General features: G+C 41.7%; 22 protein-coding genes and 1 pseudogene. 12 read left to right on the top strand and 11 right to left on the bottom strand.

The window, feature by feature from the left end; all coding sequences use genetic code 11:
* Positions 1-27: 27 nt before the first annotated feature.
* Entirely contained in the window at positions 28-1371 is a 1344-nt protein-coding gene (locus LC608_RS11595) for a hypothetical protein (protein ID WP_229553687.1), read from the bottom strand.
* A 178-nt stretch (positions 1372-1549) separates the two neighbouring features.
* Here LC608_RS11595 and LC608_RS11590 point away from each other — a divergent pair, with 178 nt between their 5' ends.
* Positions 1550-2089, top strand: coding sequence for a DUF721 domain-containing protein (locus tag LC608_RS11590; RefSeq protein ID WP_229553686.1), 540 nt, complete (start codon positions 1550-1552; stop codon positions 2087-2089).
* Between the two features lie 447 nt (positions 2090-2536).
* Complete coding sequence (locus LC608_RS11585) at positions 2537-2851, top strand: hypothetical protein (RefSeq protein ID WP_229553685.1); 315 nt, start codon at positions 2537-2539, stop codon at positions 2849-2851.
* A 127-nt stretch (positions 2852-2978) separates the two neighbouring features.
* Here the strand turns inward: LC608_RS11585 and menB are convergent, their stop codons facing one another.
* Complete coding sequence (gene menB, locus LC608_RS11580) at positions 2979-3812, bottom strand: 1,4-dihydroxy-2-naphthoyl-CoA synthase (protein ID WP_100899754.1); 834 nt, start codon at positions 3810-3812, stop codon at positions 2979-2981.
* A 141-nt stretch (positions 3813-3953) separates the two neighbouring features.
* Between menB and LC608_RS11575 the strand changes: the two genes are divergently transcribed.
* The 3 genes and pseudogenes from LC608_RS11575 (at position 3954) to LC608_RS11565 (ending at position 6105) form a co-directional block, all read left to right on the top strand.
* On the top strand, positions 3954-4826 hold the full coding sequence (locus LC608_RS11575; protein WP_229553684.1) for an Rpn family recombination-promoting nuclease/putative transposase: 873 nt from the start codon (positions 3954-3956) through the stop codon (positions 4824-4826).
* Positions 4827-5010: 184 nt separating this feature from the next.
* Positions 5011-5127, top strand: a pseudogene (locus LC608_RS36835) (DUF4351 domain-containing protein); the annotation flags it as partial.
* A gap of 108 nt (positions 5128-5235) precedes the next feature.
* Positions 5236-6105, top strand: a complete 870-nt coding sequence (locus LC608_RS11565) for a type I restriction enzyme HsdR N-terminal domain-containing protein (RefSeq protein WP_229553683.1) — start codon at positions 5236-5238, stop codon at positions 6103-6105.
* A 120-nt stretch (positions 6106-6225) separates the two neighbouring features.
* Here the strand turns inward: LC608_RS11565 and menD are convergent, their stop codons facing one another.
* Positions 6226-7986 carry a 2-succinyl-5-enolpyruvyl-6-hydroxy-3-cyclohexene-1-carboxylic-acid synthase gene (gene menD, locus LC608_RS11560; protein ID WP_229553682.1) on the bottom strand — a complete coding sequence of 587 codons (1761 nt, stop codon included), beginning with the start codon at positions 7984-7986 and terminating at the stop codon, positions 6226-6228.
* Between the two features lie 703 nt (positions 7987-8689).
* On the opposite strand from menD, the gene folB reads away from it, so the two are divergent.
* From folB to LC608_RS11545, 3 genes are all read left to right on the top strand, one after another.
* Positions 8690-9058, top strand: coding sequence for a dihydroneopterin aldolase (gene folB, locus LC608_RS11555; RefSeq protein WP_229553681.1), 369 nt, complete (start codon positions 8690-8692; stop codon positions 9056-9058).
* 822 nt (positions 9059-9880) lie between these two features.
* Positions 9881-11209 carry a diguanylate cyclase domain-containing protein gene (locus LC608_RS11550; protein WP_229553680.1) on the top strand — a complete coding sequence of 443 codons (1329 nt, stop codon included), beginning with the start codon at positions 9881-9883 and terminating at the stop codon, positions 11207-11209.
* A 766-nt stretch (positions 11210-11975) separates the two neighbouring features.
* Positions 11976-12155 carry a replication restart DNA helicase PriA gene (locus LC608_RS11545; protein ID WP_229553679.1) on the top strand — a complete coding sequence of 60 codons (180 nt, stop codon included), beginning with the start codon at positions 11976-11978 and terminating at the stop codon, positions 12153-12155.
* 81 nt (positions 12156-12236) lie between these two features.
* On the opposite strand, the gene LC608_RS11540 is transcribed toward LC608_RS11545, so the two are convergent.
* From LC608_RS11540 to lgt, 5 genes are all read right to left on the bottom strand, one after another.
* The gene (locus LC608_RS11540) at positions 12237-12707 is read right to left on the bottom strand and encodes a hypothetical protein (protein WP_229553678.1); all 471 of its coding nucleotides are present in this window, start codon (positions 12705-12707) and stop codon (positions 12237-12239) included.
* Positions 12708-13233: 526 nt separating this feature from the next.
* Positions 13234-14328 carry a 23S rRNA (adenine(2503)-C(2))-methyltransferase RlmN gene (rlmN, locus tag LC608_RS11535; RefSeq protein WP_229553677.1) on the bottom strand — a complete coding sequence of 365 codons (1095 nt, stop codon included), beginning with the start codon at positions 14326-14328 and terminating at the stop codon, positions 13234-13236.
* 78 nt (positions 14329-14406) lie between these two features.
* Complete coding sequence (locus LC608_RS11530) at positions 14407-14760, bottom strand: phenylpyruvate tautomerase MIF-related protein (RefSeq protein ID WP_229553676.1); 354 nt, start codon at positions 14758-14760, stop codon at positions 14407-14409.
* Between the two features lie 102 nt (positions 14761-14862).
* Positions 14863-15678 (bottom strand): precorrin-4 C(11)-methyltransferase, encoded by an 816-nt coding sequence (gene cobM, locus LC608_RS11525; protein ID WP_229553675.1) that lies wholly within the window; start codon positions 15676-15678, stop codon positions 14863-14865.
* 197 nt (positions 15679-15875) lie between these two features.
* Complete coding sequence (gene lgt, locus LC608_RS11520) at positions 15876-16751, bottom strand: prolipoprotein diacylglyceryl transferase (protein WP_229553674.1); 876 nt, start codon at positions 16749-16751, stop codon at positions 15876-15878.
* Between the two features lie 404 nt (positions 16752-17155).
* Here lgt and coaD point away from each other — a divergent pair, with 404 nt between their 5' ends.
* The 4 genes from coaD (at position 17156) to LC608_RS11500 (ending at position 20755) form a co-directional block, all read left to right on the top strand.
* A complete protein-coding gene (coaD, locus tag LC608_RS11515) occupies positions 17156-17707 on the top strand; it encodes a pantetheine-phosphate adenylyltransferase (RefSeq protein ID WP_229553673.1) in 552 nt (183 codons plus the stop codon).
* Positions 17617-18285 (top strand): DivIVA domain-containing protein, encoded by a 669-nt coding sequence (locus LC608_RS11510; RefSeq protein WP_229553672.1) that lies wholly within the window; start codon positions 17617-17619, stop codon positions 18283-18285. The genes coaD and LC608_RS11510 overlap by 91 nt, the downstream gene beginning before the upstream one ends.
* Positions 18286-18578: 293 nt before the next feature.
* Positions 18579-20105 carry an AAA family ATPase gene (locus LC608_RS11505; RefSeq protein WP_229553671.1) on the top strand — a complete coding sequence of 509 codons (1527 nt, stop codon included), beginning with the start codon at positions 18579-18581 and terminating at the stop codon, positions 20103-20105.
* Between the two features lie 2 nt (positions 20106-20107).
* On the top strand, positions 20108-20755 hold the full coding sequence (locus LC608_RS11500) for a DUF4276 family protein (RefSeq protein WP_229553670.1): 648 nt from the start codon (positions 20108-20110) through the stop codon (positions 20753-20755).
* A gap of 47 nt (positions 20756-20802) precedes the next feature.
* On the opposite strand, the gene LC608_RS11495 is transcribed toward LC608_RS11500, so the two are convergent.
* The 3 genes from LC608_RS11495 to cysS all read right to left on the bottom strand — a co-directional run bounded on the left by LC608_RS11495 (position 20803) and on the right by cysS (position 25258).
* The gene (locus LC608_RS11495) at positions 20803-22149 is read right to left on the bottom strand and encodes a TldD/PmbA family protein (protein ID WP_229553669.1); all 1347 of its coding nucleotides are present in this window, start codon (positions 22147-22149) and stop codon (positions 20803-20805) included.
* Between the two features lie 89 nt (positions 22150-22238).
* Positions 22239-23678: a TldD/PmbA family protein gene (locus LC608_RS11490; RefSeq protein ID WP_229553668.1), complete on the bottom strand. Its 1440-nt coding sequence runs from the start codon at positions 23676-23678 to the stop codon at positions 22239-22241.
* 86 nt (positions 23679-23764) lie between these two features.
* Entirely contained in the window at positions 23765-25258 is a 1494-nt protein-coding gene (gene cysS, locus LC608_RS11485; RefSeq protein WP_229553667.1) for a cysteine--tRNA ligase, read from the bottom strand.
* Between the last annotated feature and the right edge of the window lie 204 nt (positions 25259-25462).

The raw sequence follows: 25462 nt of genomic DNA, 5'->3' as shown, positions 1-25462 counted from the left end.
TCTCATGGTATCGTAGATTTTTGCAACTTATGGCTGCTGAACCCGTGCCTTGATTCCCCTTGCCTGTAACAATTTCAGATGTTGTTGTACTTGCTCTTTAGTCTTAAAAGCACCCAAATAAACTAATTCTTTGTTGGGTGATAAATAAGCATCGGGAATTACTTGCCGTGCTGATGCTAAAGCTGCATCTTTATTATCTATCACTACATGATAGAACCCATCTGTTGCTGGTTTGATTTCAGCATCAGGCTTGGGTGAGGTTTTTGCCGTCAAAGTAGGAGGTAAATTCAGGGGAGGCAATGGCTGTACTGTCGGTACTGGTGCTAAAGTGATCGGATTTGTCGGTTTTAGGGCTGTGTTGGGGTCAGGCAATGCCGATTGAGGATTTGCGGGGTTTTGGGGAACGACCGGATTAGGTACTACTGCGAGGGTTGGTTGGACTTTGGGTTTTAAGCCAACTACATCATTGGGGTCTCTCACCTCAGGAAATTCTTGGGCAGCTAGATTGGGATACTTGGGTATAGATGTGCTTTGTGGTTGGATCTGAGGTTGGACATTACTCCCAACTTCCTGAGTATTTTCTGGTGCAGGAGACGAGTTCCCGTTAAACAACTTGCCTAAATTCCATTCTGGCAAGCTTTTAGGATTTAAAACTACATAACCCAAGGTAAGACTCGCTACCAATAGCAGCAACATTGAACCGATACCCAAAGGTGATAGCAGACTATCGCTAGAATTGCTTGGTTTCTTGGTTTCTAGTTGTTCTTCTGTCAGACTTCGCAGCAGTGCTTCACTAGATTCCAAATAGTCATCTGGGTGCTTAGGAGTGTCATCTGGCTCCAAGAGATTTTGGCTTTTAGTATCTTTAATTATTACTGGCACGATGCTGCTACTAAAGTTGGGCGGTGGCGGGGGAAGTTGAGTTTGTGTTTTAGCATAATCAGAGATGGAGGGCACATTAAGATTATTTAGTTCCTCAGTTTTTGCCGTAGCTGACGCTGCGTTCTTTTGAGGATTCACAGTTAGAGAAGATGCTGTTGGTACGTCAATTTTTGCCGTAGCTGGCGTTGAAGTTCCCTGAAGATTAACGGGTACAGATGTAGGTGACACATTAGGTTTAATTACCGTGACTGATGACTGAGTTGTGCCCGATGTTGTAGGGATGGCAGTTAACGGCTGAGATTGACTGCTCATGTAAGTTGCAACACGAGGCTGCTTGGATGCCACCAAACCAGTTCGCGTGCGTCGGTATCGAGCTAACTCTTGATCTAGCGGCACTTCTAAACTCGCTAGCGCTGCTGCTAGTGCTGGTTTCAACCCAGGTGTTTTAGACGATTGAGTACCGGAATCATTCAGGGGGTTTTGAGTCATGGTCTCTGTACCTCAAACGTAGATTGCTGGAATTAACTTTAGATATATTTGTGACAATAGTAGCGAAAATTATCTAAATAGATAGATTGGGAATTAAGCATTGAAAAGAGGTAGAGGGGAAAACTCTTCTCCCTTGCTCCCTGCTCCCCTGCCTCTTCCCCACTCCCCACTTTTAACGATGTCGTTGAAATCAATTAATGATATTTTGGGCGTTCTAGAAAAGCAGGCTAAATGGCAAGAGCAACCATTTCAACGCTTGCTCAAGTTTTGGCCTGAAGTTGTTGGCCCAGTGGTTGCCGCAAATACTCGACCATTGTCGATTCAGCGCGATGTTTTGTCGGTAGCAACTTCTAGTGCTGCTTGGGCGCAAAACCTGACTTTTGGTCGCTCGTCTCTGCTTTTAAAGTTGAACAAAAACTTACCAACACCTCTGGTTGATATTCGCTTCTCTACTGCTAACTGGCAAAATCCATCGGTGGAGAGAAAAGAGCAACAAACGATTTCGCCCCATGAGCATCCCAGTTATCTTGGTGATGAGATTAGCCGCCCTGATGTTACACCCACTAAGGATGTAAATGCTGCTTTTGGGCATTGGACGAAGATCATGCGATCGCGATCGCATAGCTTACCTCTTTGTCCCCAGTGTCAATCTCCCACCCCACCCGGCGAACTCCAGCGCTGGGAAGTCTGTTCTGTCTGTGCTGCTAAACAGTTTTAAATTGAAAGTAAAATAGTTTAGCGATTATTCTTTGAGCAGAATTTATCCTCAAGTAACTTGCTGCTTCACATAAATATAGTTTTAATTCTTTAGAAAAAATATTTTTTACTGCTAAAATATTCCTAATGTGGTAAGAAAAGCAGACTGTTTATCTGAAATAATATGCCTTTAGCTATCCTTAAGCAGGAAGTTAAAAGGCTAGATAAATCGAAAGCTTTAGTTTTAGTCTTGATCCCTAATAAGTTTTAGCGAAAAATCATAGGTAACCACTCTAGGCATTATTGAAAAATATAACAAGAATATAAAAATATCCTAAAGTTTATTTTTTCGTCGGGATCGCTGAAACCTATAGAAAATAATGGCTTTTTGGCTTTTATCTGTCTTTATATATAGAAGCAAAATATAAGGATGAAATACAGCCGGAAACGGCACTAAAGATGAATCCAAATGAAACCCATTAAATTTTTAGCATCTGCCTGTAAATATTGCCGTCATTACCAGCCAGAGGGTCGCCGTGGCGGAACGTGTCAGCAATTGGGAGCGCCAGTTCAGGCAAGTTGGAAGGCTTGCTCTTTGGCGCTTCCACCTTTTGCACCTTCTTGGGAAACCTTGGAAGATGCTTGGAGTTTGCCAGATGTATCCCCAGTTTTAACATCTTCTCATTCTTTAGTCTCAGATTTAGACAATGCTGTTCTTGCTCCTGTAGAGGAAATAGCTGCCTGTATATCTGAACAGCTAAAGACTAAAGCAGTCGTTATTTAGTCATCCATTATTACTGAACTAATTTTGTAGTTTGCTTAAGATAAGACTTTTTTTTAAGATTTTTAGTGCTGTAAACGTTGATATCTATAAAAATCGCACCTTGGTAGAGGGTGCGATTTTTGCAATTTTAAGGTAACCAAGGAAAAGAGCGAAAATCTGGTGGACGCTTTTCGAGAAAGGCTTGTTTGCCCTCAGATCCTTCTTCTGTCATGTAGTAAAGTAGGGTAGCATTACCAGCGAGTTCTTGTAAACCAGCTTGTCCATCACAATCAGCATTGAACGCAGCTTTGAGGCACCGAATTGCGATCGGACTTTTTTCTAAAATCTCCTGTGCCCATTGAATACCTTCTGCTTCTAGTTGTTCGACTGGGACGACACAATTAATTAAGCCCATTTCTAGGGCTTGTTGTGCATCATATTGACGGCAGAGAAACCAAATTTCTCTAGCTTTTTTTTGTCCTACAACGCGGGCGAGATAGCTGGCTCCAAAACCACCGTCGAAACTGCCGACTTTTGGGCCAGTCTGTCCAAAAATAGCGTTATCGGCGGCAATGGTAAGGTCGCAAATTAAGTGTAGGACATGTCCACCACCGATCGCATATCCAGCTACTAAAGCAATCACCACTTTCGGCATGGAACGAATCAGGCGTTGTAAGTCCAACACATTCAAGCGAGGGATGCCAGTATCGTCTACATAACCCGCATGTCCCCGCACACTTTGATCGCCACCTGAACAGAAGGCATATTTTCCATCAGTGTGTGGACCATAGCCGGTAAATAGCACGACACCAATAGTAGTATCTTCACGAGCATTAGAGAAAGCGTCGTACAATTCAAAGACTGTTTCAGGGCGGAAAGCATTGCGTTTATGGGGACGGTTGATGGTGATTTTTGCAATGCCATCAGTTTTTTGATACAGAATATCTTCGTAGGTTTTGGCAGTTTGCCAGTTAATTTGCATTGGTATGGAGTGCGCTGTTGTGCTTGAGAATTTTATCGCGGACGTAGGGACATGCGATACCTGCGGTGGGCTACGCCTACGCTAAAATTGGTGTCTCAAGCCTTTACAATCTGGTAATTGTCTGCGTGTTGAGGAATAAAAATGCGGCGCGACTCCATCTTCTACAAATTATTTAAGCAATTTCCCGGTTTGCTGTTTGAATTAGTAGATGAACCACCCCCAGAAGCGGAAAACTACCAGTTTGAATCGGTTGAGGTGAAAGAAACCGCGTTTCGGATTGATGGAGTCTTCTTACCTCCCGCGAATGCAGTTTCCAAAACCGTCTTTTTTGCTGAAGTCCAGTTTCAGAAGGACGAAGACCTGTATCACCGCTTCTTTAGCGAATTGTTTTTGTTTCTCTACCGCAACTCTATTCGTTACGATGACTGGTTTGGAGTCATAATTTTTGCTTCTCGCAGCCTGGAACCTTCTTCCTCTTCGATTCACCGCGCTTTGTTGGAAAGTGGTCAAGTCAGACGGGTTTATCTAGATGAGTTGGGGGATTTGCGACAGCAACCTTTGGGATTAGGTTTGATGTTGCTGACAAATGTTACTTCTGAAATAGAAGCAGTGGAAGGGGCGCGGTTTTTGCTGGAACAAGCACAGCAACAATCGGAGCAAGCGATAATTGATTTAATTACGACGATTATTGTTTACAAGTTTTCTACCTTAAGTCGAGAGGAGATTCAAGCGATGTTGGGACTGAATTTGGAAGAACCACGGGCGATTCTGGAAGCGAAAGAAGAAGGACGAGAGGAAGGAAAGATCGAGGGAAAGGTTGAAGGAAAGGTTGAAGGAGAAAGAACAATCATTTTACGACTATTAAATCGGCGTGTGGGTAATATTCCTGATACGCTTCTGTCTCAGATTCAAGGGTTATCGTTGGAACAGTTGGAAGCTTTAGGTGATGCTTTGTTGGATTTCTCTACTTTTGGTGATTTGGAAAGATGGTTACAAGGTGAAGTAAGGGGGTAAGTTTCACTCAGAGGCGCAGAGAAGAAGGGCGATACCTGCGGTGTACGCCTACGCACTCTGTAAAATAATCATGCTTACAAATAAAGTTTCTTGAAGTGAAGAAGCATTTGTAGACGCGCAGGTATATCAGAAGCGGTGGAAGAAAAAGTGCGATCGCTCCTCTTCCAACTAGTTAAAACGACTATTTGGTGAAATTGCTGAGGAACTTTTAGCCAAAATTCAGTTATTATCGCTGGAACACTTGGAAACGTTAGCTTTGGATTTGTTGGATTTTTCCTCTATGGCGGATTTGGAAGAGTGATTACAAGGTCAACCTAGAGGGGAAATCTCACGCAAAGGCGCAAAGAATAACGTAAGAGTTTGGTCTATTCAAGTGCAAACTGCTGTAAATACAATTAGTAATTATTGAATGTTTAGTGATTTTGATTTTTTGCTACTTGATGACCCAAGTTTTAAAGAAGATTCTGTTCGAGAGGAACTCATTGTTCCTTTACTAAAAGCCTTAGGTTACTCAGCCAGTGGCCCTGGAAAAATTATTCGGAGTAAAACGCTTACACATCCTTTTGTATATATAGGATCAAAAAAATACCAAGTAAGCATTATTCCAGATTATTTATTAATTGCTGATGAAAAAAACTGTTGGATCTTAGAAGCTAAAGCTCCGAGTGAGCAAATTCTTTCTGGAAAAAATACGGAGCAAGCATTTAGTTATGCTATTCACCCTGAAATTAGAGCATTTCGCTATGCCCTATGTAATGGGCGACAACTAGTTATTTTTGATGTAAACCGAACTACACCAATTCTAGCTGTAAATATGAGTGAAATAGATGTTCATTTTCAATATATACAACGTTTATTAAATCCACTAGCCTTTACCAAACCAAATATATTTGATTACAAACCAGACTTTGGACTTTATTTGCATAAGCTAGGTTTTAAAACTGAAAGCCTACATCAATTTTTACCAACTTTTATGCCTTTAATCACTAAGGTAGAAGATGATTTGTACACGTTTGTTGTTAATATTAAGTATGGGGATGACTTTCTAGCTGCATCATTTGATTTTGACGAGGTTCTTTTCCAACAACTCTTGCAAGCATTACCTGCTAGTAAAGCTCAGGAGGTGAGAAATTCTCTTCGCAGGCAACCGTTCAGTATTTGCTTTAAGAACAATACAGCGCCGGAGGTGAATTTGCTAGCTAAACTAGGAGAAACAGTTTATTCCAATAATAATGAGGATTACTGTCCTTTAATTGTAGAGAAATTTTTTGCGATTTAATAATAGTGAGAAACATCAGCATTTGAAACGCTGGGAGTAAAGCAATTTTAACTTTATTCCACAATTTTATCACTTAATAACCATATTTTATCCTTAATTTTGTAACAGATAAAGAGATATTTAAATCGTAATATCTGCGGCAACTTTTCTTAAATTATCCTGTCGCCATTGAGCGTCTTTTTTGCGATTTGTCTGCACCTCTAAAACCCTAATCCCATGATTTGGAAGTGGGTTTAATCTTTGCTGCAAATGTTTCCACGAAGTAATCAATTCATGCTCTACATTATAAGTAGCACATAATTGAGCAAAATCAATATCCTGGGGAGTGCCGAAAAACTCTTCAAATGGCGGGTCAAATTTGGCAATGGGTAACATTTCAAAAATACCACCGCCATTGTTGTTAATTAACACAATCGTCAAATGTCCGACAAACTTATTGCGGATTAAAAAACCATTGGTGTCATGCAACAGCGCTAAATCTCCCGTTAACATAACACTACTTTGCTGGCGATGGGCAATTCCTAAAGCTGTGGATAATGTGCCATCAATGCCATTTGCACCCCGGTTAAAGTGCGATCGCACTCCTAAATTATTCGGTTTCCAGAAATATTCGACATCCCGCACAGGCATACTATTGGCAATAAATAGAGGCGTTCCTGGCGGTAAAATCTGAGAAATTAACCAAGCTGCTTTACTCTCAATAATTTCATCTATTTTCCCCATTGTCTGGTCAACAACTAACCTGGCCTTAGTTTCCGCATCACACCATTGCTGCAAATAGTCTGAGGAGAAAGATAGATTTATCTCCTCTGCTTTTATATCTTCTACAGATATCCGTAAATGCGTCGTTCTCCCGTGCAAAGGGTCGAGGTTTTGGTCACTCTTATCAATTACCCAACGTCGCGGTTGCGTTGTATCTATCCAGGTACGCAGTTCTTTACTTGTAGGCATTTCACCCACCTGAATCACCATTTCGGGCGCTAGCTGCTTTGCTAGTTGCTGATTTCGCAAAATCAGGTCATAAGTGGAAATCAAATAAGGGTTGAGTTCGGCATAATTTCTCACTGGGGAGAGTCCCTCAGCTAGCACAGGCCATTTGAGAGTTTGGGAAAGTTGCGCGATCGCTCTACAATATTCCTGTGGTTGCGACGGTTGGGCAACACCTGCGATAATAATGCCGCGATCGCATTCTTTCCATTCTTGGGGGATGGGGAGTAGGGAGTGGGGAGTAGGGAATGGGCTGGTGTTTGCTATTCCTGCGAAAAAGTCTTCTGGATGAAACTGGGACTGTAAATAACTCAAGTCTGTTCCATCAGGAAGAGGCGCTAAGGGATCGCGAAAGGGAATATTCAAATGTACTGGCCCCTTTGTAGGAGTTTGCGCCCTTTCCCAGCTATGAATTACCGTTTGTCGCAGATAAGCTAGCATTCCCATATCAGCAGAGGGTAAGGCTAACTCTGTTTGCCAATTTGGGTAGTTTCCATATAATCTCAATTGATCTACAGTTTGCCCAGAGTGACAATCTCGCAATTCTGGGGGTCTATCGGTGGTTAATAGCAACAGTGGGACGCGACTATATGAGGCTTCAATGACTGCTGAATAAAAATTTGCTCCTGCTGTACCAGAGGTGCAAACTAGTACCACAGGGCGATCGGTTGCTTTAGCTTGTCCCAGAGCGAAAAAGGCGGCGGAACGTTCATCGAGAATGGAAATCGCTTCAATCTCAGGTGCTTGTTGAGCAAAGGCGATCACTAAGGGTGTAGAGCGCGATCCAGGACAAATAATAGCACAAGTCAATCCCAACCGCTTTAGCGTCTCTGTTAAGATATAAGCCCAAAGTTGATTAACATTTTTAAAGGCGATCGGCATTAAATCAAACATAGCTTTGACACTCCCCGCGATAAATCGACGGGGATTCTTGGTTCAATGAGACCACTTAAACTAGGTTCCTTGCGTTACCTAGCCAAGAGGTGGGACTCTCCCCAAGCGTTAACTTTCCGAGTGCCCCTCGGTAGTTGCATTGCTGAGGCAGTGCGTTGGGCGGCTATGCCGACTTGAAGCAACTGCCGTGCAAGTCCTGTTTAACTTGAAACGATTTGTTTCAAAATTCTGAGTCGTCTAGCTCCTATGAATCTTTTACCTACTGCTAGGAGGAAACTAGAACAATGCAGTAGAACCGCATAGATTCAGTTGTCAAGGTACAGATTGCTGTTAGGCAGTTAGGTTTTTATACAGGTTGATTACCATTCCTGTTAAAGACAATATAACACAAAATGTCACTGGGGGATAAATCCCCCGCACGGCTTTCATCCACGACTTAAAAGACATTAGAAACTAAAAACTTTTTGGGTTTTTAGTTTCTAATTTCGGGATTTTCAGCCATAATTTTGATAAAACAATCTTCAATTTTAGATTTTGTCTAGGGAAATTCAATTTAAAATCCATTAGGGAAAGTTGGGTTGCAAGCTAAACCTGACAAATGCGGTGATGAACCCAATACCCCCACGCGAGTTTGGAGGAAAGGAAATCTCCAAGCAAACTTGCTCCAGTTTCTACAAAATGCACAATTTGCTCTCAAACATTTATGGACTGCATTCATTTAACGGGAATTCGCTGCTATGGCTACACTGGGTATTTAGCAGAAGAACAGGTGTTAGGACAATGGTTTGAGGTGGATGTGAGGTTATGGTTGGATATCTCCACAGCGGCCAAGACTGACGCGATCGAAGACACTTTAGATTATCGCAGCGTCATTAGCTTGATACAACATCTGGTCAAAACGTCTAAGTTTGCTTTAGTAGAAAAGTTGGTAACAACGATTGCAGATTCTATTCTCCAAGAGTGCGATCGTGTAACAAAAGTCCAAGTCACTCTCAGCAAACCTGCCGCACCTATTCCAGACTTTGGTGGCAAAATTAGCATTGAAGTGACTAAAAGTAAGTCCAATCTCTAAAACACAAAAGGTGTTCTTTTCTCAATATCTATTCTTGATGACTAAATACACTCAAAAATCTTTAGTCTACTTCAGTAAACTTTAGCTATTAGCCTGGAACTAAAGTTCCAGGCGGGTGAGTCAGCCTACAGTTAACCTATGTTTAAATTGACACCAATGCAAAGATGTGCGTCCTTACGAGTATATGCGTCTATTTGCCGTTAATTTTTTTCTGTACCCTCTCTGTGCGGAAACTGCTCTCAATAGTTTTAAATAATACTATTGCGCTTACCATTTAAAATTTAAGACAGTTTCAGACCGAAATTTAGACTCCGACTGAGACAAAAGCTATTTGTAGACAAAGCGCTATTAAAGTTTTTAATTCCAGACAATGATTAATTTCTAGTAATATAATAGTGAGTGAATACTATTATATTAAATATTACACACTATAATATTTTTACTTACATAAAAGTCCTATGTTGTTATTTGATGATTTTTTGTCTTGATTAATTTATACATAAATACTATTCGCAGTATTTATTTTTTTGAAAAAATATTACATAATTTATGAAAATCGCTTTTTGATTGCCGATAATTACATGGGAATTTATGTTTAATGGTAATAGCTTGATATTAGCTACATGAAATTATCAGAATTAGCTTTGACAAGTACAGAAATTATTGGAGCTTAATAAAATGATGTTATTTGATCGTGACTCAGTATTTATATCAAGCAAGAATACAGAATAGCTAGAGATTGTTTATGATAGGATAATGAGATTTTACATGAGTTGATACTCATAGCAAAAATCTTAACCTTAGCAAACAGGTTACTGTAACATGTTCGCCCGCAAAATCCTAGTTGTTGAGGATGAGAAAATCCTAGCCTCAAATATTAAAATTAGTTTGCAAAAATTAGGTTATTTAGTTTCAGAAATAACTAAATCTGGTGAAGAGGCAATAAAAAAGGTAGCAGAAACTCATCCAAATTTAGTGTTAATTGATATCTGCCTAGCTAGGGAAATTGACGGTGTAAGCGTAGCGGATATTATCCAGAATCATTTCCATGTTCCTGTAATATATATAACAGAGAGTTCAGAATATAAAAAATTACAAAAAAATCAGCTAAGTGAACCTTTTAGTTACATAGTTAAACCATTCCTGGAAAGTGATTTACATTTAGCGATTGAAATGGCTCTGTACAAACATCAGAGCAAAAAGATATTATACGAAGAAAAACAGAGGCTGGCGGCAATTATCAACAGTATGGGCTGTGCAGTGATTGTGACTTATGCTAATAATTGTATTGAAATAATGAATACCAAGGCAGAACAAATCACTGGCTGGAAGCAAAGTGAGGCATTTGGGAAAGACTTAGCAGAAGTAGTTAGCTTAGTTGACAAAGATGTAGGAGAAATAATTGAAAATTTAGCTAGATACGTAATCGAATCAGGTGAAATTTTCAATTTACCAGAAAACTGTACATTGATTGCCAAAGATGGCAAAGAAATAGCAATTGGGGATAATGTCGCACCCATCCGCGATCAAAATGGCAAGATTACTGGCGCAGTTTTTGTTTTTCAAGACATCACCAAATGCAAAGAGACAGAGGCGCAACTTATCCGCAATGCCTTTTATGATGGGCTTACACAATTACCAAATCGGGTTTTATTTTTAGATCGGCTCAGACAAACAATTGAACGTAGCAAACGCAGAAACGATTATTATTTTGCAGTTTTATTTTTGGATTTAGATGGCTTCAAGGAGATTAATGATCGCTTTGGGCATGGAATAGGGGATGATTTTTTAGTAGCGATCGCTAGACGTTTAGAGTCGTGCTTACGGGGTGGCGATACTGTAGCACGATTTGGTGGTGATGAGTTTACAGTTCTTCTAGAGGATATTAAAGATATTACCGACGCTACCAATGTTGCTAAACGGATTCAAGACTCCTTACGATTGCCACTTAACCTGAATGGATATCAGTTATCTACTACAGCTAGCATTGGTATTACTTGGAATTTTAGTCATTATGAGGAGCCAGCAACTCTGCTGCGAGATGCTGATATTGCTATGTACCGAGCTAAAAGGCAGGGAAAAGCCACTTATGCCATCTTTAACCCAAGTTGCAAGTTACAGCAGAATTCAGAATACAGAATTCAGGAGTAAAACACCGTTTATACCTGGGTAATAGATTTAGCTTGTGTACCTCATCAACTTGAAATCTGCTGTATATCTTGCCTGGAGGTTAAGAACTTGCAACTTGGGTTAGTACTTCGTAATAGTTCACCATGCTTATAAACATTACATTGCTAACCCGTTGCGAGAAATCTTCTTGCACAGTCAAAACCTAATCAACAGTTTCATGCTTAGTAATCCTGGCAGAACCTCTTCCCCAACCCTATAAGAGTTGGAGGGTTAAGTCTTGATTACTGAATTGATATCACACGCTAAGAGAATCTTGAGCGGATTTTGAAGTTCTGCTGCGAACGAAAAAAGCCGTTGCTTTAGAAGTTTACTAGTTTTAATCTTATTAATCTTGTCAACAAATATTAACTAAATCTTAAGATAGATATTTTGTGACTAAATATACAGTATTTTTCGGTATTTAATTTTTGAATACAAGAACGGCTTTTTTTGGATTTGTCTGAAATGCCTGTAAATAAGTCTCTCTCAAGGCATTCGTCATAGGGATCAGTAAATCTCTAAGCAGTATTTAATTAAAAAACAATTTATGTATCTAAAGTGGGAGGGTAAAATCACCTAAATGTTAGGATAATATACAAAGATATCCTAAATGTTTCAAATCTGAAATTTTGTTTAAAATAATCAGTCAATATTAAGACAGTTTGTTAAGTTGGGTCAAATCAAAAATTTCGCTAGTTTCACTGGCAGTTTTCTCAAATAAAAAATAGTTACAACCAGGGGTTTTAAAATGCAGATAGTACAAAAAATTTACTGCCCAAATTGCGGCTGCCAAGCTGAACGCTATTACATTTCTGATAGTCAATTAACTCGAACACAATGCTCTAGTTGTGACTATTTGATGATTAGTTGCACTCGCACTGGTAAAGTGATTGAGGCTTACGCCCCAGGTATTTATGCACAGCGCTAGTCATTAAAAATTAAAAAAAAATTAGAGAAAATTTTCTCTAATTTTTAATAATAAAGTTACTTGTCAACAATTTCGAGCATTTCACAAGTTGTTATTCTGTTGTCGGAGCTGTTGCTGTCGTATCTGTTCTTGTAATCTGAATTGTTGCTGTTGTCTAATTTGTTGATCTTGTCTGAGTTGTTGCTGTTGTATTCTTAATTGTTGCTGTCGTGTAAAGTTTTGCGATTGTTGTCTAAATTGTTCTTGTTGTAGTCTCTGTTGTTGCTGGCGTATCACTTGTTGCTGTTGTTGTGTAAATTGTTGCTGTTGTAATCTCAGTTGTTGTTGTAGCTGTGGTTGCTGAAACTGTTGCCGAAGCAATGTTTCATTAAATTGCTCTTGTGTTCGCTGAGTTTGCTGCTCCTGTTGTTGTCTCATTCTTTCTTGAAAAGACTCAGGTTGCTGAGGATTCGTCTGAATTATTTGTGCATAGGCAGGAGAATTAATTGATAAAGCTTTTGCAAGCACAATCAATAGTAGCCATGCTTTAAGCATTAATAAGCGATTCAACATGCAGTTATTTCCTCAATTGTTACAGGTTGGGTTGAGCGATCGCTAAACCCAAAAAATGTCAACATTATTTATAATTGCCTTATAGAACCTCACCCCCAACCCTCTCCCCGCAAGCGATGAGGGGGCTATTATGTACCTTGTATCATTAGGAAAAGACTATAAATGCAGGGGCTTGAAATAGCTAACTAAAGCTAATGCTTGATTTACCGTTAGGGCTTGCGCGATGCCTCTAGTGGGTTAGGCTAACACACTTGTATTCTTTAGCCCATAACGTTCTCTAAATATTCAGTGCATTATCTTGATTTTGCATAAAAATATCCTTTTTTAGATATTCATCTTAATTAAATTATACATTCACATTTTTTAGATGGGTTGCCGGATTTCCGTAATTCATGTATCTCCGGCGAATAGGTTTAAAAAGAAATTTCAGGCGGTTTTATACCATAGATAAACAGAGATAATTCTCAGGATACATCTGCGTTTATCTGCGGTTCTATATTTATTCATAAAATTGACTACAAGAGGTTTAATTCTTACTTGCTCTGAGTTGTCCACAAGCAGCATCAGCTTCTAAACCACGGGAATAACGCACACTAACGGCAGTATTTTGTTGCTTAAGGACGTTGACAAATGCTTGAATGCGATCGCGGTTGGGGCGTTTGTAATCTACTTCTTGAATGGGATTATAAGGAATCAAATTCACATGACTTTGGAATCCTCGCAAGCATTTTGACAGTTCCAATGCATGTTCTGGTAAATCGTTGACACCAGCGAGGAGAACATATTCAAAGGTAACGCGGCGTCCAGTAATTTCCACATATTCTCGACATTCAGTCAGCAAATCTTCTAGAGGATAGGCGCGGGCGCTGGGGATAAGTTTTTCCCGCAGTGCTTGATTAGGGGCGTGGAGACTAACAGCGAGGGTGATTTGCAAATTATTTTGCGCGAACTGACGGATGCGATCGCGAATCCCAACTGTAGAAACTGTAAGCGATCGCTGCCCAATACCGACATCTTGATTCAGGGATTTTAGCGCCGCTAGGACATTTTCAGTATTCAACAACGGTTCACCTAGCCCCATAAACACCACATTGCTAACCCGTTGCTGAAAATCTTCTTGCACAGTTAACACCTGATCGACAATTTCATGCCGTGCTAGGTTGCGCTTGAAGCCTCCCTTACCAGTAGCGCAGAAATCACACGCCATTGGGCAACCCACCTGAGTAGAAACGCAAACTGTCAAACGGGATTTTGGCCCATCTCCGGCTTCTGCGAAGGTGGGGATGCCAACAGTTTCAATAATTTGATCGTCTGCTAATCGTAAAAGATATTTGACTGTGCCATCGGGAGCCACAGAGCGGTAATGTAAAGTTGAGCGTCCAATGGGGATTTCTGCTACTTCCTTCCGCCATTGCTTGGAGAAGACAGAAATATCAGCTAGCGATCGCACTCCCTTGTCATAAATCCATTCATGCAGCTGCTTTCCTCTGTAAGCAGGCTGTCCCTGCTGCTGCACCCAAGTGGTTAAATCCGCAAGAGAAGCGCCGAGAAGGGGAGGAATTAATTCTGATTTTACTTGGTTGTGTAACTCAACTTGAGATACAAGAGGCGTAGCAGACATAAAAAATCAAGAGTTGATGTAGGATCTCTATCCTACACCTGCTAGATTAACTTAGGCTTGACCAAAGAAGGAGGGGAATTACCCAAAAGTTGTGCCGTTCCAGCCCCACATTGCACCCTTAGCGTCTGCAAACTCTATATAAATTCGATTTTTCGGCACACCTAGAGTTTGGTTAATCTGCTGGCAAAATTCCTGACTCATTGCTGCGGTTTGGTCTGGTTTCATTGTGCCAACGCTCTTAATTTCAATATAGCAAACTGGGTCTGTATTCCCTGCAAAAGTCATGGGAATTTCTGGCTCAAAAGCAGTCATTACATAAGATTCTGGTTTTCCCAAATGTTTCGCTAATTTAGCTGATAGGTTTAAAAGCATTGATTCAATTTCAGCTTTTTGAGGAGCAGATGCAGAAGTTTGCACTTTAATTAATGGCATAATACCGAATTGGATTTGAGTTTTTATTCACATTGTTAAGTTTATCGAACCGCAAAAGAGATGAGGCAGATGAAGGAAGAATTAATCACCAATGCCCAATATTTAGTTATGAGATGAGCGAAATAGATGACTATGTTCGGGATGATATAAACGCGATCGCCCTTTATTTGCTGAGAGGGCTGGACTGATTATATAAAGTGTAGTGCGAATTAGTTTTTCTTTATGAGTGCAGTCTGCCATTTCATTCAGGGGGACAACCTTGATTTTTTCATCGGGCCATCCGATGCGAAAGCAAATTGCAATGGGGGTTTCGGCTGGGTAATGTTCGAGTAGTTTAGCTTGGGCATTTTCGACGTGACGCGCACTCAAATACAGGCAGAGGCTAGCCTGATGTGCCGCGAGAGAAGCTAATTCTTCAGTAGCGGGGACTTCTGTACGTCCACTGATCCGCGTCAAAATGATGGTTTGGACTAAACCGGGGACAGTCAGTTCTACTTTGAGTTTGGCAGCTGCGGCTTGAAAGGCGCTAATACCAGGTATGACTTCAAAAGGGATATTTGCCTCAGCGAGGAGGTGCATTTGCTCGTGGATGGCGCTGTAGAGACTAGGATCGCCAGAATGGAGACGGACTAGAGATTTGTGTTGCGATCGCACTCTATCGATCATAATCGCCAAAATCTCTTCTAAAGTCTGATTCGCAGTTCTAATTATCTCCGCATCTTTTCGGCAAAGTTCTAAAATCTGTTCGGGTATTAAAGAATCAGCAAATAAAATCACATCAGCAACAGCCAGTAGTTTCTGTGCCTTCACCGTCAATAAATCAGGATCTCCAGGGCCTGCTCCCACAATGTACACAGATGGTTCTATGGCATATAGTGTTTTTTCATAACTCAGATTTTCACTTTTAGAAGAAGACACGGCAATCCCTCAAAAAACTTTTTTGATATTTTCTCAGTATCTTTCCGGATTCACCCTCTTTCCCTAGTAGAGAGTAATGGTAGATGCACCCTGGTTAAGCCCTAGAGAATACTCTGGGGCATTTTTTATTTTTTGGGCATTGGGAATTGGGCATTAGTTATTCTTTCTCCCCCTGCCTCCCCTGCTCCCTGCTCCCCCTACTCCCTCATCTCCCCATCTCCCTTAGGAGTAGGAACTACATCAGGTAAAGGCCGTTTGAGTAAGTAAAGCCAAGCTAATCCAACTAATCCAAATAAAATTCCTAGACTACTGACTACTTGTGCCATCCGTAACGGCCCTAGCATCAGGCTATCAGTGCGAAAACCTTCAATCCACAAGCGTCCTAAGCTGTAGGCTGGCCAGTAAACTAGAAACAGCGTGCCTACCTTCAAACGTGGCTTACCGGACAAAGACCGGAAAAACAAAGTTATTAGCAATGCAAACACCGCTAAATCCCACAGAGATTCATAGAGGAAGGTGGGATGGAAGTAATCGAAACTCGCATACTCTAGAGGACGATGATCTGGTGGAATATAGAGCTTCCAGGGTAAATTTGTAGGATCGCCAAAAGCTTCAGAATTAAAGAAATTGCCCCAACGTCCGATCGCTTGCCCTAAAATCAGCGAAGGCGCTACTAAATCTGCCAGTTGCCAAAAAGAAACCTGCTTGATTTTGGCAAAGATTAACGCAGCCAAAACGCCACCAAGAATTGCTCCATGAATGGCAATACCTCCTTCCCAGATAGCAAAGATTTTCCCTGGAGTTGGGGCATATTTTGACCACTCAAAAAAAACGTAATATAACCGTGCGCCAGGAATCGCCCCAATCAATAACCAAAAGAATAAATCGCCTAACAACTCAGGATTAACATTACGACGCTTTGCCAATTCCTGGGAAAGGATAACGCCAATTAACACTGCTGTGGCAATCAATAAGCCATACCAACGGATACTGAGTGGCCCTAATTTCACCAGAATCGGTCCTGGAGAAGTAAATTGAAACGCCAAGGGCAAGGTGGAAAAATCCAGCGCCATGAAAAATTACCTAGAATAGTTCGTTAACTACCCGCGCACTTTGCTAAGTACGGAGTTTTTTGGGTGTTGAATGCTGGAACTGTACTTAAATACTCCACAATTTCGTGGGGATACAAATAGAAATCCAGCATCCATATTTAGGAGTTTATAGCGGTTTTGTTCAACCTCATCCCCAACCCCTCTCCGATGCTTTGAAGAGGGGAATATTTGCTTGACTTAAATGCGGGGTGAGTTTCAGGCTATATTGCACCGCTATAGTTCCTAACGCCTAGTTGAGCATAACTTGTACCAGAAAAACAATTGAGTAAAGCATCCTTACTCAGAGCGCAAGATGGTAAATTTGAGTAAGTTACACAAAAGAGCTTCGATATAATCACCTAAACAACTTTGATATATCTAAAATTGTGATTGCTATTTATCCTGGTAGCTTCGACCCCATCACCTTGGGACACCTTGACCTCATCGGGCGCGGTAGTCGGCTGTTTGAGCGGGTAATTGTCGCTGTACTGCGGAACCCTAATAAAATGCCACTTTTTAGTGTGGAGCAACGGCTAAATCAGATCAGTCTTTCTACACAACATCTACCTAATGTAGATGTAGACAGCTTTGATGGTCTTACCGTCAACTATGCTCAAATGCGACAAGCACAAGTTTTGATCCGGGGTTTACGGGCTGTGTCAGATTTTGAAGTGGAACTGCAAATGGCTCACACTAATAAAACTCTTTCTACTCAAATAGAAACAGTTTTTCTTGCAACCTCAAATGAATATAGTTTTTTAAGTAGTAGTGTGGTAAAAGAGATTGCAAGGTTTGGTGGCTCTATCGATCATCTCGTTCCCCCACACATTGCCCTAGATATATACCAATGCTACAATCAGAACTCTCCAATGTTGAACCCAATCTCAACGGAAGCAATCCCCCCCCTCAAGAGTATCTCGGTGGAGAGGGAAGCATAGATATTCAGCAGGAACTCAACCGTCTAGAGGAAATGGTTCTCTCTAGTCTCAGGATTCCTTTGACAGGACGCACTCTCATAGATGAAGAAAAGCTGCTAGATCAGCTTGATTACATCAGGCTTGCTTTACCATCGCTTTTTCAAGAAGCAGCAGCTATTCTCAACCAAAAGGACGAAATTCTGCTGGAAGCGGAAGAGTATGGACAGCAGGTTGTTGAGGCCGCGCAAGCAAAAAGAGCGCAAATTTTAGCTGAAAGCAATATTATTCAACAGGCAGAACAAGAAGCTGAACAACTGCGGCGACAAGTACAACAAGAGTGTGAGGGAATAATGCAAGAAACCCTCGCCGAGATTGACCGCAAGCGGTATGCTTGTCAGCAAGAGTTAGAGCAAATGCGACAAACTGCGATCGCTCAGGCTCAAGAAATTGAAGATGGTGCTGATGCTTATGCTGATGGCATCCTGGAAAATATTGAGCAGGATCTCAAGCAGATGTTGCGAATTATCACTAACGGACGGCAACAATTGCAAATTGATAACCTCACTCAGCGCAATTCACCTCCAGGTAAGAAAAAATAAATTGTAGTTTTTAGCATTTACCAGTTTGGGCTGACGGGGTTGTAGAAAGATGGTTTGATGCATTTTTCTCATAGAGACGCAATGTACACATCGCGTTTGTACAAAACATGGTTTGCTAGAGGCGCGATAGCTGATTGAGCTAGTCGCAAGTATCAGGATATAACCAGGTTTTATCCAACCAGACCCAAAATTTCTCAGGTTGTACAGTCAAACTAGAAGAAGGTGGTCTACTCTGTTTGTGAGCCACATCTGCTTGGCACATTTACAATTTTTTCTGCCAACAGAGGAATATTATGCTAACTAGGTTGAAAGTTTCTGGTTTTAAGAACCTCGTCGATGTTGATGTCCGCTTCGGGCCATTTACCTGTGTAGCAGGGGCTAACGGGGTTGGTAAATCTAATTTATTTGATGCTATTAGGTTTTTGAGTGCAACTGCGGATATTCAATTAATTGAAGCTGCCTTATCTGTGCGAGATGAAGGAGGTCGAACAGCTGATGTACGTAGTTTGTTTCACCGGGTTGGTGACAAATATGCAGATGAAATGTCCTTTGATGCTGAGATGATTGTACCAGAAGAGGGTGTAGACGATCTAGGGCAAAAGGCGGAAGCTAGTATTACTTTTCTTCGCTACTCTATCATCCTTGCTTATAGATCAGATGATGGCTTGCGGTCTTTAGGTTCCCTAGAAATCATTAAAGAGGAGTTAGTTCACATTAATCTTGGTGATGCCAAAAAAAACTTATTGTTTCCTCACAGTGTTGAGTGGCGTAAATCAGCAGTTAAAGGGCGACGAACTTCACCATTTATTTCAACCGAGGACGACAAAGGAAAGACAGTAATTAAGCTACATCAAGACGGGAGAAATGGAAAACCCCTGTCTCGCCTAGCCATGAATCTTCCCCGAACCGTGCTTTCTGTGGCTAACGCAGCAGAAAGTCCAACAATCTTGCTGGCGCGGCGGGAAATGCAATCCTGGCGGCTGCTTCAGCTAGAACCTTCAGCACTACGGCAGCCAGACGAATTTACATCGCCCACAAAATTAGACATGGATGGTTCTCACTTAGCTGCAACACTCTATCACTTGGCACGGTTCAATAAAAATCATCCAATAAATGGACTGTCAGATGATGAGGCGGAAGCACAGGTTTACAGCCAAGTTGCGAATCGGCTGGCAGAACTGATTGATGATGTGGGTGAAGTAGGAATTGACCGAGATGAACGACGTGAAATTCTAACGCTAATAGTTACTGGCAAAGACAGCACATCACATCCAGCAAGGGCACTATCAGATGGAACCCTGCGCTTTTTGGCATTAGCAGTTCTAGAATTAGACCCTCAAGCACAAGGTCTTTTGTGTTTAGAAGAACCAGAAAATGGTATTCACCCAGAGCGTATTCCCAAAATACTCCAACTACTTCAAGACATTGCTACTGATGTTGATGAACCTATTGGCATAGATAATCCACTGCGTCAAGTAATCATCAACACACACTCACCTTCTGTAGTTATGCAAGTACCTGATGACAGCTTATTAGTTGCCGAATTAAAGGAAACAGTAAATTTAGGGAAGCGATTTAAGCGAGTGTCCTTTGCTTGTCTACCTGAAACTTGGCGACAGAAAGATCCAGAAGGTGTCAATGATGTACCCAAAAACAAATTACTTGCGTACTTGAATCCGGTAGTACTTGGTGTATCAGAGCCTGATGGCAATGGAAAAATAGGAAATCTCCAGCAATCAAAACCAACACAACCCAAGAAACTTCGAGTTGTAGATAGAACTGATCTTCAACCACTAATTCCCGGTTTTCCTACTGAATAGGCATGAAAGAACTTTGCTACACTTTGCTGTCAGATGGCAGTTCAGATAAAGCACTAATGCCTATCCTGACCTGGTTATTACGAGTACATCAGGTTGAGTGTGCTATCCAGTCTAATTGGGCGGATCTGCGACGCTTACCCAAACCACCGAAAAAGTTATTACCACGTATCATCAACAGTTTAGAACTCTATCCTTGTGATCTCTTGTTTATCCACCGAGATGCAGAAAGAGAACCGCGCGAAAAACGTATAACGGAAATCCTAGAAGTGCTAGAAGAAGCAGTTAAAAAATCAGTACTAGTGCCACCTTATATTTGTGTGATTCCGGTACGTATGCAGGAGGCCTGGCTCTTATTTGACGAAACGGCGTTACGCAAGGCGGCAGGAAATCCTCGTGGGCGTCAGCCATTACAACTGCCAGATATCCGTAAACTTGAACAACTACCTGATCCAAAAGATATTCTCTATGGACTTCTGTGCGAAGCTAGTGAGTTGACAGGTCGGCGGCTAAAGCAATTCTCGGTTAACGAACGTGTACACCGATTAGCGGAACTCATTGATGACTTTTCACCACTACGAGCTTTGTCTGCTTTCCAATTACTGGAAACTGAAATTCAACAAGTTATAAAAACACAGGGTTGGTGTTTATAATAGGGATGGAAAATTTTGCACCCCCAGAGGCTCTTTGCAAGATATCACTATAAGGTATAGGTGAAATCATTTACCAGCATACCGGGAACTAAACTACCTCCTAGCTGACGACTTTCATAAGTACCTACTTCGGGTATAAACTCCTGAAAATTGGTCAAATCTACTAAGTTTTCTCCCCAAAAGCGATAAAGACTTTCATCAAAACGTAAGTTTTCAATGGGGGCAAGAATTTCTCCGTTTTCTACCCAAAAACAAGCATAACGGGTCATACCTGTGATTCTACCAGTTTGGCGATCGCTCCAATTCAAGTAATGCAAATTCGATACATATAATCCCGTATCTAAACTCGGAAGAATCTGTTCAAATATCAAATTTCCCGGACTTACTTCTGGCGCTCGTAAAGTCTCTGAACCATTAGCACCGTTGGCAATTTTGTGATATTCCTTAGCAGTCCGAGAATTCACTAAAGTATTTACCAAATGTCCTTTTTCTATTACGGGTAACTCCGGTGCTGCTATTTCTCCTAATTCATTAAATCGCGGCACTAATCCTCGCTGAAAGTTTTCTTTCAAACTAAATCTTGGGGAAAGTTGTTTTTCTTGACGCGATAAAGCAGCTAAAGCACTGTTTCCTTGTTGGATATCAGCTTCGCTGACTGCTCCCCAAGAAAGCATTAGTAATAAATCTGCAACAGCAGCAGGTGCAAAATAAGTTTTGTATTGTCCCCGTGGCAATTCTTTAGCTGGACGAGCAAGCAATTCAAGTTGCTTTTTGGCTTCGCTAATTTTGGCTATATATGCAGATATATCCCAGTTACTCCCTGCAAATGTCCCCTTAACTGCTTGTCCAGAGGTGGAAAATAGAGAATAATCTAAGGTAAAAGAATCAGTAGCAAACCAGTGTTTTTGCCCGTTGGAATCACCATAAGCTTTGACTACCAATCCCCCTGCATATATCCCTGTAAAATCTAATTCAGCAACTAGTTGTAGCACAGTTGTTACTACTGCCTCATCTGCCAATAAATTGCCGGAATGTATTTCCCGGCTAGTATTATTTCCTGATGGCAAAACTAGATATGGATCGATGGGTAGTAGAATAAGTTCGTCACGTAGTTCCTGCAAAGCAGTATATGCTAACTGCCAATCTACATCCCAATTTCCAGTAAATGGGAATTGCCGAATACTGCTGCGCTGGTCTGCCATCAAGGTCAGTTCGATCCAACCATCAGCAACACAACCAGTTTGTCGCACTTTCGCGTGATTTAAACGAGTAAATTGACTTCTTTCACTGCTGAGTTTTACAGTGAATTGTTCACTTTCAGATTTTTTAATCAGCAGAGTTTCAATCAGTTGATTAAAGCTGACTTCTAACGCAGATAATTCCTCAATTTTCATAGATATTAAATATTAATAGGGAGTGGGGAGGGGGGAGTGGGGAGTGGGGGCGCGGAGAATGAAAATGTCTCTGTGTCCCCGTGTCCTTTTCAAGTTCCTCCACCAAAAACTTCGACATTAGCAAATACACAAACAGGTGAACCATGTCCTACCCAAATAGCCTGATTTGGTTCTCCTTTACCACAATAAGGAGTACCATACATTTGCCAGTTGTCAGCATTTCCTACTTGGATTAGGCTGTGCCAAAACTCTGGTGTTGTGGCACGATAGTTGGGATTGCGGAGGGTTTTGGTGAGTTTACCGTTTTCAATTAATTTAGCGTATTCACAACCAAATTGGAATTTGTAGCGGCGATCGTCAATTGACCAAGATCGGTTAGATTCCATATAAACGCCGTGTTCTATGCCGCCAATAATGTCTTTAAAGCTAGCGTTTAGAGGCTCTAAATTTAAGTTTGCCATGCGATCGATCGCAGGTCGATTCCATGAAGAAGCACGGGCACAGGCAACTCCTGCTACGCCTGCTCTGGCTTGACTCTCTAGACTGCCTAAACCCCGTTGGAGTACTCCTTCTTTAACCAAATATTCCTTTGTTGCTACAGCACCCGTATCATCAAAGCCATAGCTAGAAAATTCACCAGGCACGGTGGGATCAAAGGTAATGTTCATCAGTGGCGAACCATATACTAGGTTACCAAAATCACTTTTATTAACGAAGCTGCCCCCAGCATAGTTACGCTCATCTCCCAAAATCCGGTCAATTTCTAGGGGATGCCCGACACTTTCATGGATTTGCAGCATCATTTGGTCTGGGGCTAAAACTAAATGGGTACGAGTCGTTGGGCATTCCTCTGCTGTTAATAGTTCTACTGCTTGTTCGCCAATTTGCCGCACCCGATGCCATAAGTTTTCTTGTTTTAAAAGTTCTAGTCCGCCTTGGTAATAGTTTGCGTGAGAACCGTTGTTACTGCGCTGCTGTACAACCGTACCATCTTGGGCGGTGGCTCCATAATGAGTGCCTATAGATAGAGTTTTTTGATAGACTTCTGAGCCGTTGCTGCTAATAAACCAAGACTCTCTCTCAATGGTGCTAGCACTGGCTATAGTTTGCACAATCTTGTCGTCAACTTTCAGCGTTTGGCAAATTTGAACCAGTAAATCGTTGATTTCTCCCGGACTCAGAGCATCCAATGGCTCAAGATATGGAGATTTATATTCACCAACGACTTTAGGGCGCTCACTTTCACGGAAGGGATGTATCCACCATTCACTAGCTGCTAGTGCCTGTTTATAGGCTGTTTCGGCAGCAGCTTTCAGGGAAGACGGTTCCATAGAGTTAGTTGCTGCATAACCCAGACAGCCATTTACCAAAACTTCCAGCATGGCTCCGACAGTGAAGGATTTGCCATTTACCTGGGGTAAGCTATCACGGACTGAACGGGTTGTAGAAGTCTCCTTTACGACTCTAATACCAATCCAATCAGCAGGAATATCGAAACTAGCGATCGCTTTCTTAAGTTCAGACCACATAATTTAAGGGAATGGGGAATGGGGAATGGGGAATGGGGAATGGGGAATGGGGAATGGGGAATGGGGTCCCCCCTACTCCCTACTCCTTAATTCCGGTGCCAGCGCGTGCCATCACGGCTATCAATTAGCGTAATACCTTCTGCTTGGAGTTCGTCACGAATGCGATCGCTTTCGGCAAAATTCTTGGCTTTACGTGCTTCTTGCCTTTGCTGAATTTTCGCTTCAATTTCCGCATCGCTTAAACCATTACTCTTGTCAGGTTCTGCTTCTATCTTGGCTTCTAAACCTAAAACTCCAGCCAATGTGACGAGAGTTTGCCATTGACGCTTTAACTCATCAGGGGAAGTTTCGGTTTTCCCTTCATGCACAATAATATTTCCCTCACGGCGCAGTTCTTTGGCTAATTCAAACAGCACTGTTAACCCACCAGGAAAATTAAAGTCGTTATTTACAACTTCTTGAAAGCGTTCAATATAGGGATTGGGTACTGGGTATTGGGTACTGGGTATTGGGATATTCCCAGTCCCTAGTCCCCAGTCCCCAGTCCCCACTCCCCAACCTAGTTTTTTGCCGTATTGGTAGCCGAAGAGTAAACCTTCTTTAATGGTGTGCCAACCGTTGGTTGCTGCGGCGATCGCTTCGTCGGTAAAATCTATGGGTGTGCGATATTGAGCGGTTAGCACAAACAACCGCACTGCCATTGGATCAACTCCTCGATCCAGTAATTCTCTAATAGTGATAAAGTTGCCCAAAGATTTGGACATTTTTTCACCATCTACCTTCACCATGCCGTTATGTAACCAATAACGCGCCAGGGGTTTTCCTGTTACAGCCTCAGATTGGGCAATTTCGTTTTCGTGATGGGGAAAAATTAAGTCAGCACCACCAGCATGAATATCTATGGTATCACCCAGGCGATCGCGTACCATTGCCGAGCATTCAATGTGCCACCCCGGACGACCTGCGCCCCACGGTGACTCCCAAGCTGGTTCTCCTGGTTTAGCTGCCTTCCATAAAGCAAAATCAAAGGGGTCTTTCTTTTTCTGATATTCTGGATCTTCTACATTGACGCGCTCGCTTTTCCCGGCTTGCATATCTTCTAACTTGCGTCCCGAAAGCTTGCCATACTCAGCAAACTGCCGCACTGCATAATACACATCGCCGTCAGCAGGGTAAGCAAAACCTTTATTTTCCAACTCATGAATTAACCGTTGAATGCCATTCATCGTATGGGTAGCACGGGGATATTCATCAGCTTCTTTGATTCCCAACCGCGCCATATCTTCAAAATATGCTTTGATAAAGCGATCGGCTACAGCTTCCATTGATGAATGTTCAACACAGGCTCGATTGAGAATCTTGTCATCAATATCAGTAAAATTTTGGATATATCGCACTTCATAGCCGATAAACTGGAGGTATCGGCGCACTACGTCCCAAACGATGCAAGCTCTAGCATGACCCAAATGGCAGTAGTCGTACACCGTCACGCCGCAGTAATACATCTTAACCTTGCCTGCTTCGACTGTTTCAAACGGTTCTTGACGACGGGTGAGGGTATTGTAAAGGGTTAGGGTCATAACAGAGTAATGCTGAAATAAGAAGATACGTAATAATAGGGTAAGCAGCTGGGATGACAGTCCAGCATCCCTATGCTAGTACGTCACGGCGGAAATCAACATACTATTGGACAAAATCTCGAAAGCCCAGAAATCAAGGGTTTTTGACTTTTGACTTTTGACTTCCGCGTAGCGGCGCTAGTGTTTTCTGGACTATCTGCGCTA

It is taken from the genome of Nostoc sp. XA010, assembly GCF_020829625.1.
In the GTDB taxonomy this organism is placed as follows: domain Bacteria; phylum Cyanobacteriota; class Cyanobacteriia; order Cyanobacteriales; family Nostocaceae; genus Nostoc.
The sequence above is the reverse complement of the archived record's forward strand: the minus strand, read 5'-3'. Positions and strand labels throughout refer to the sequence as shown.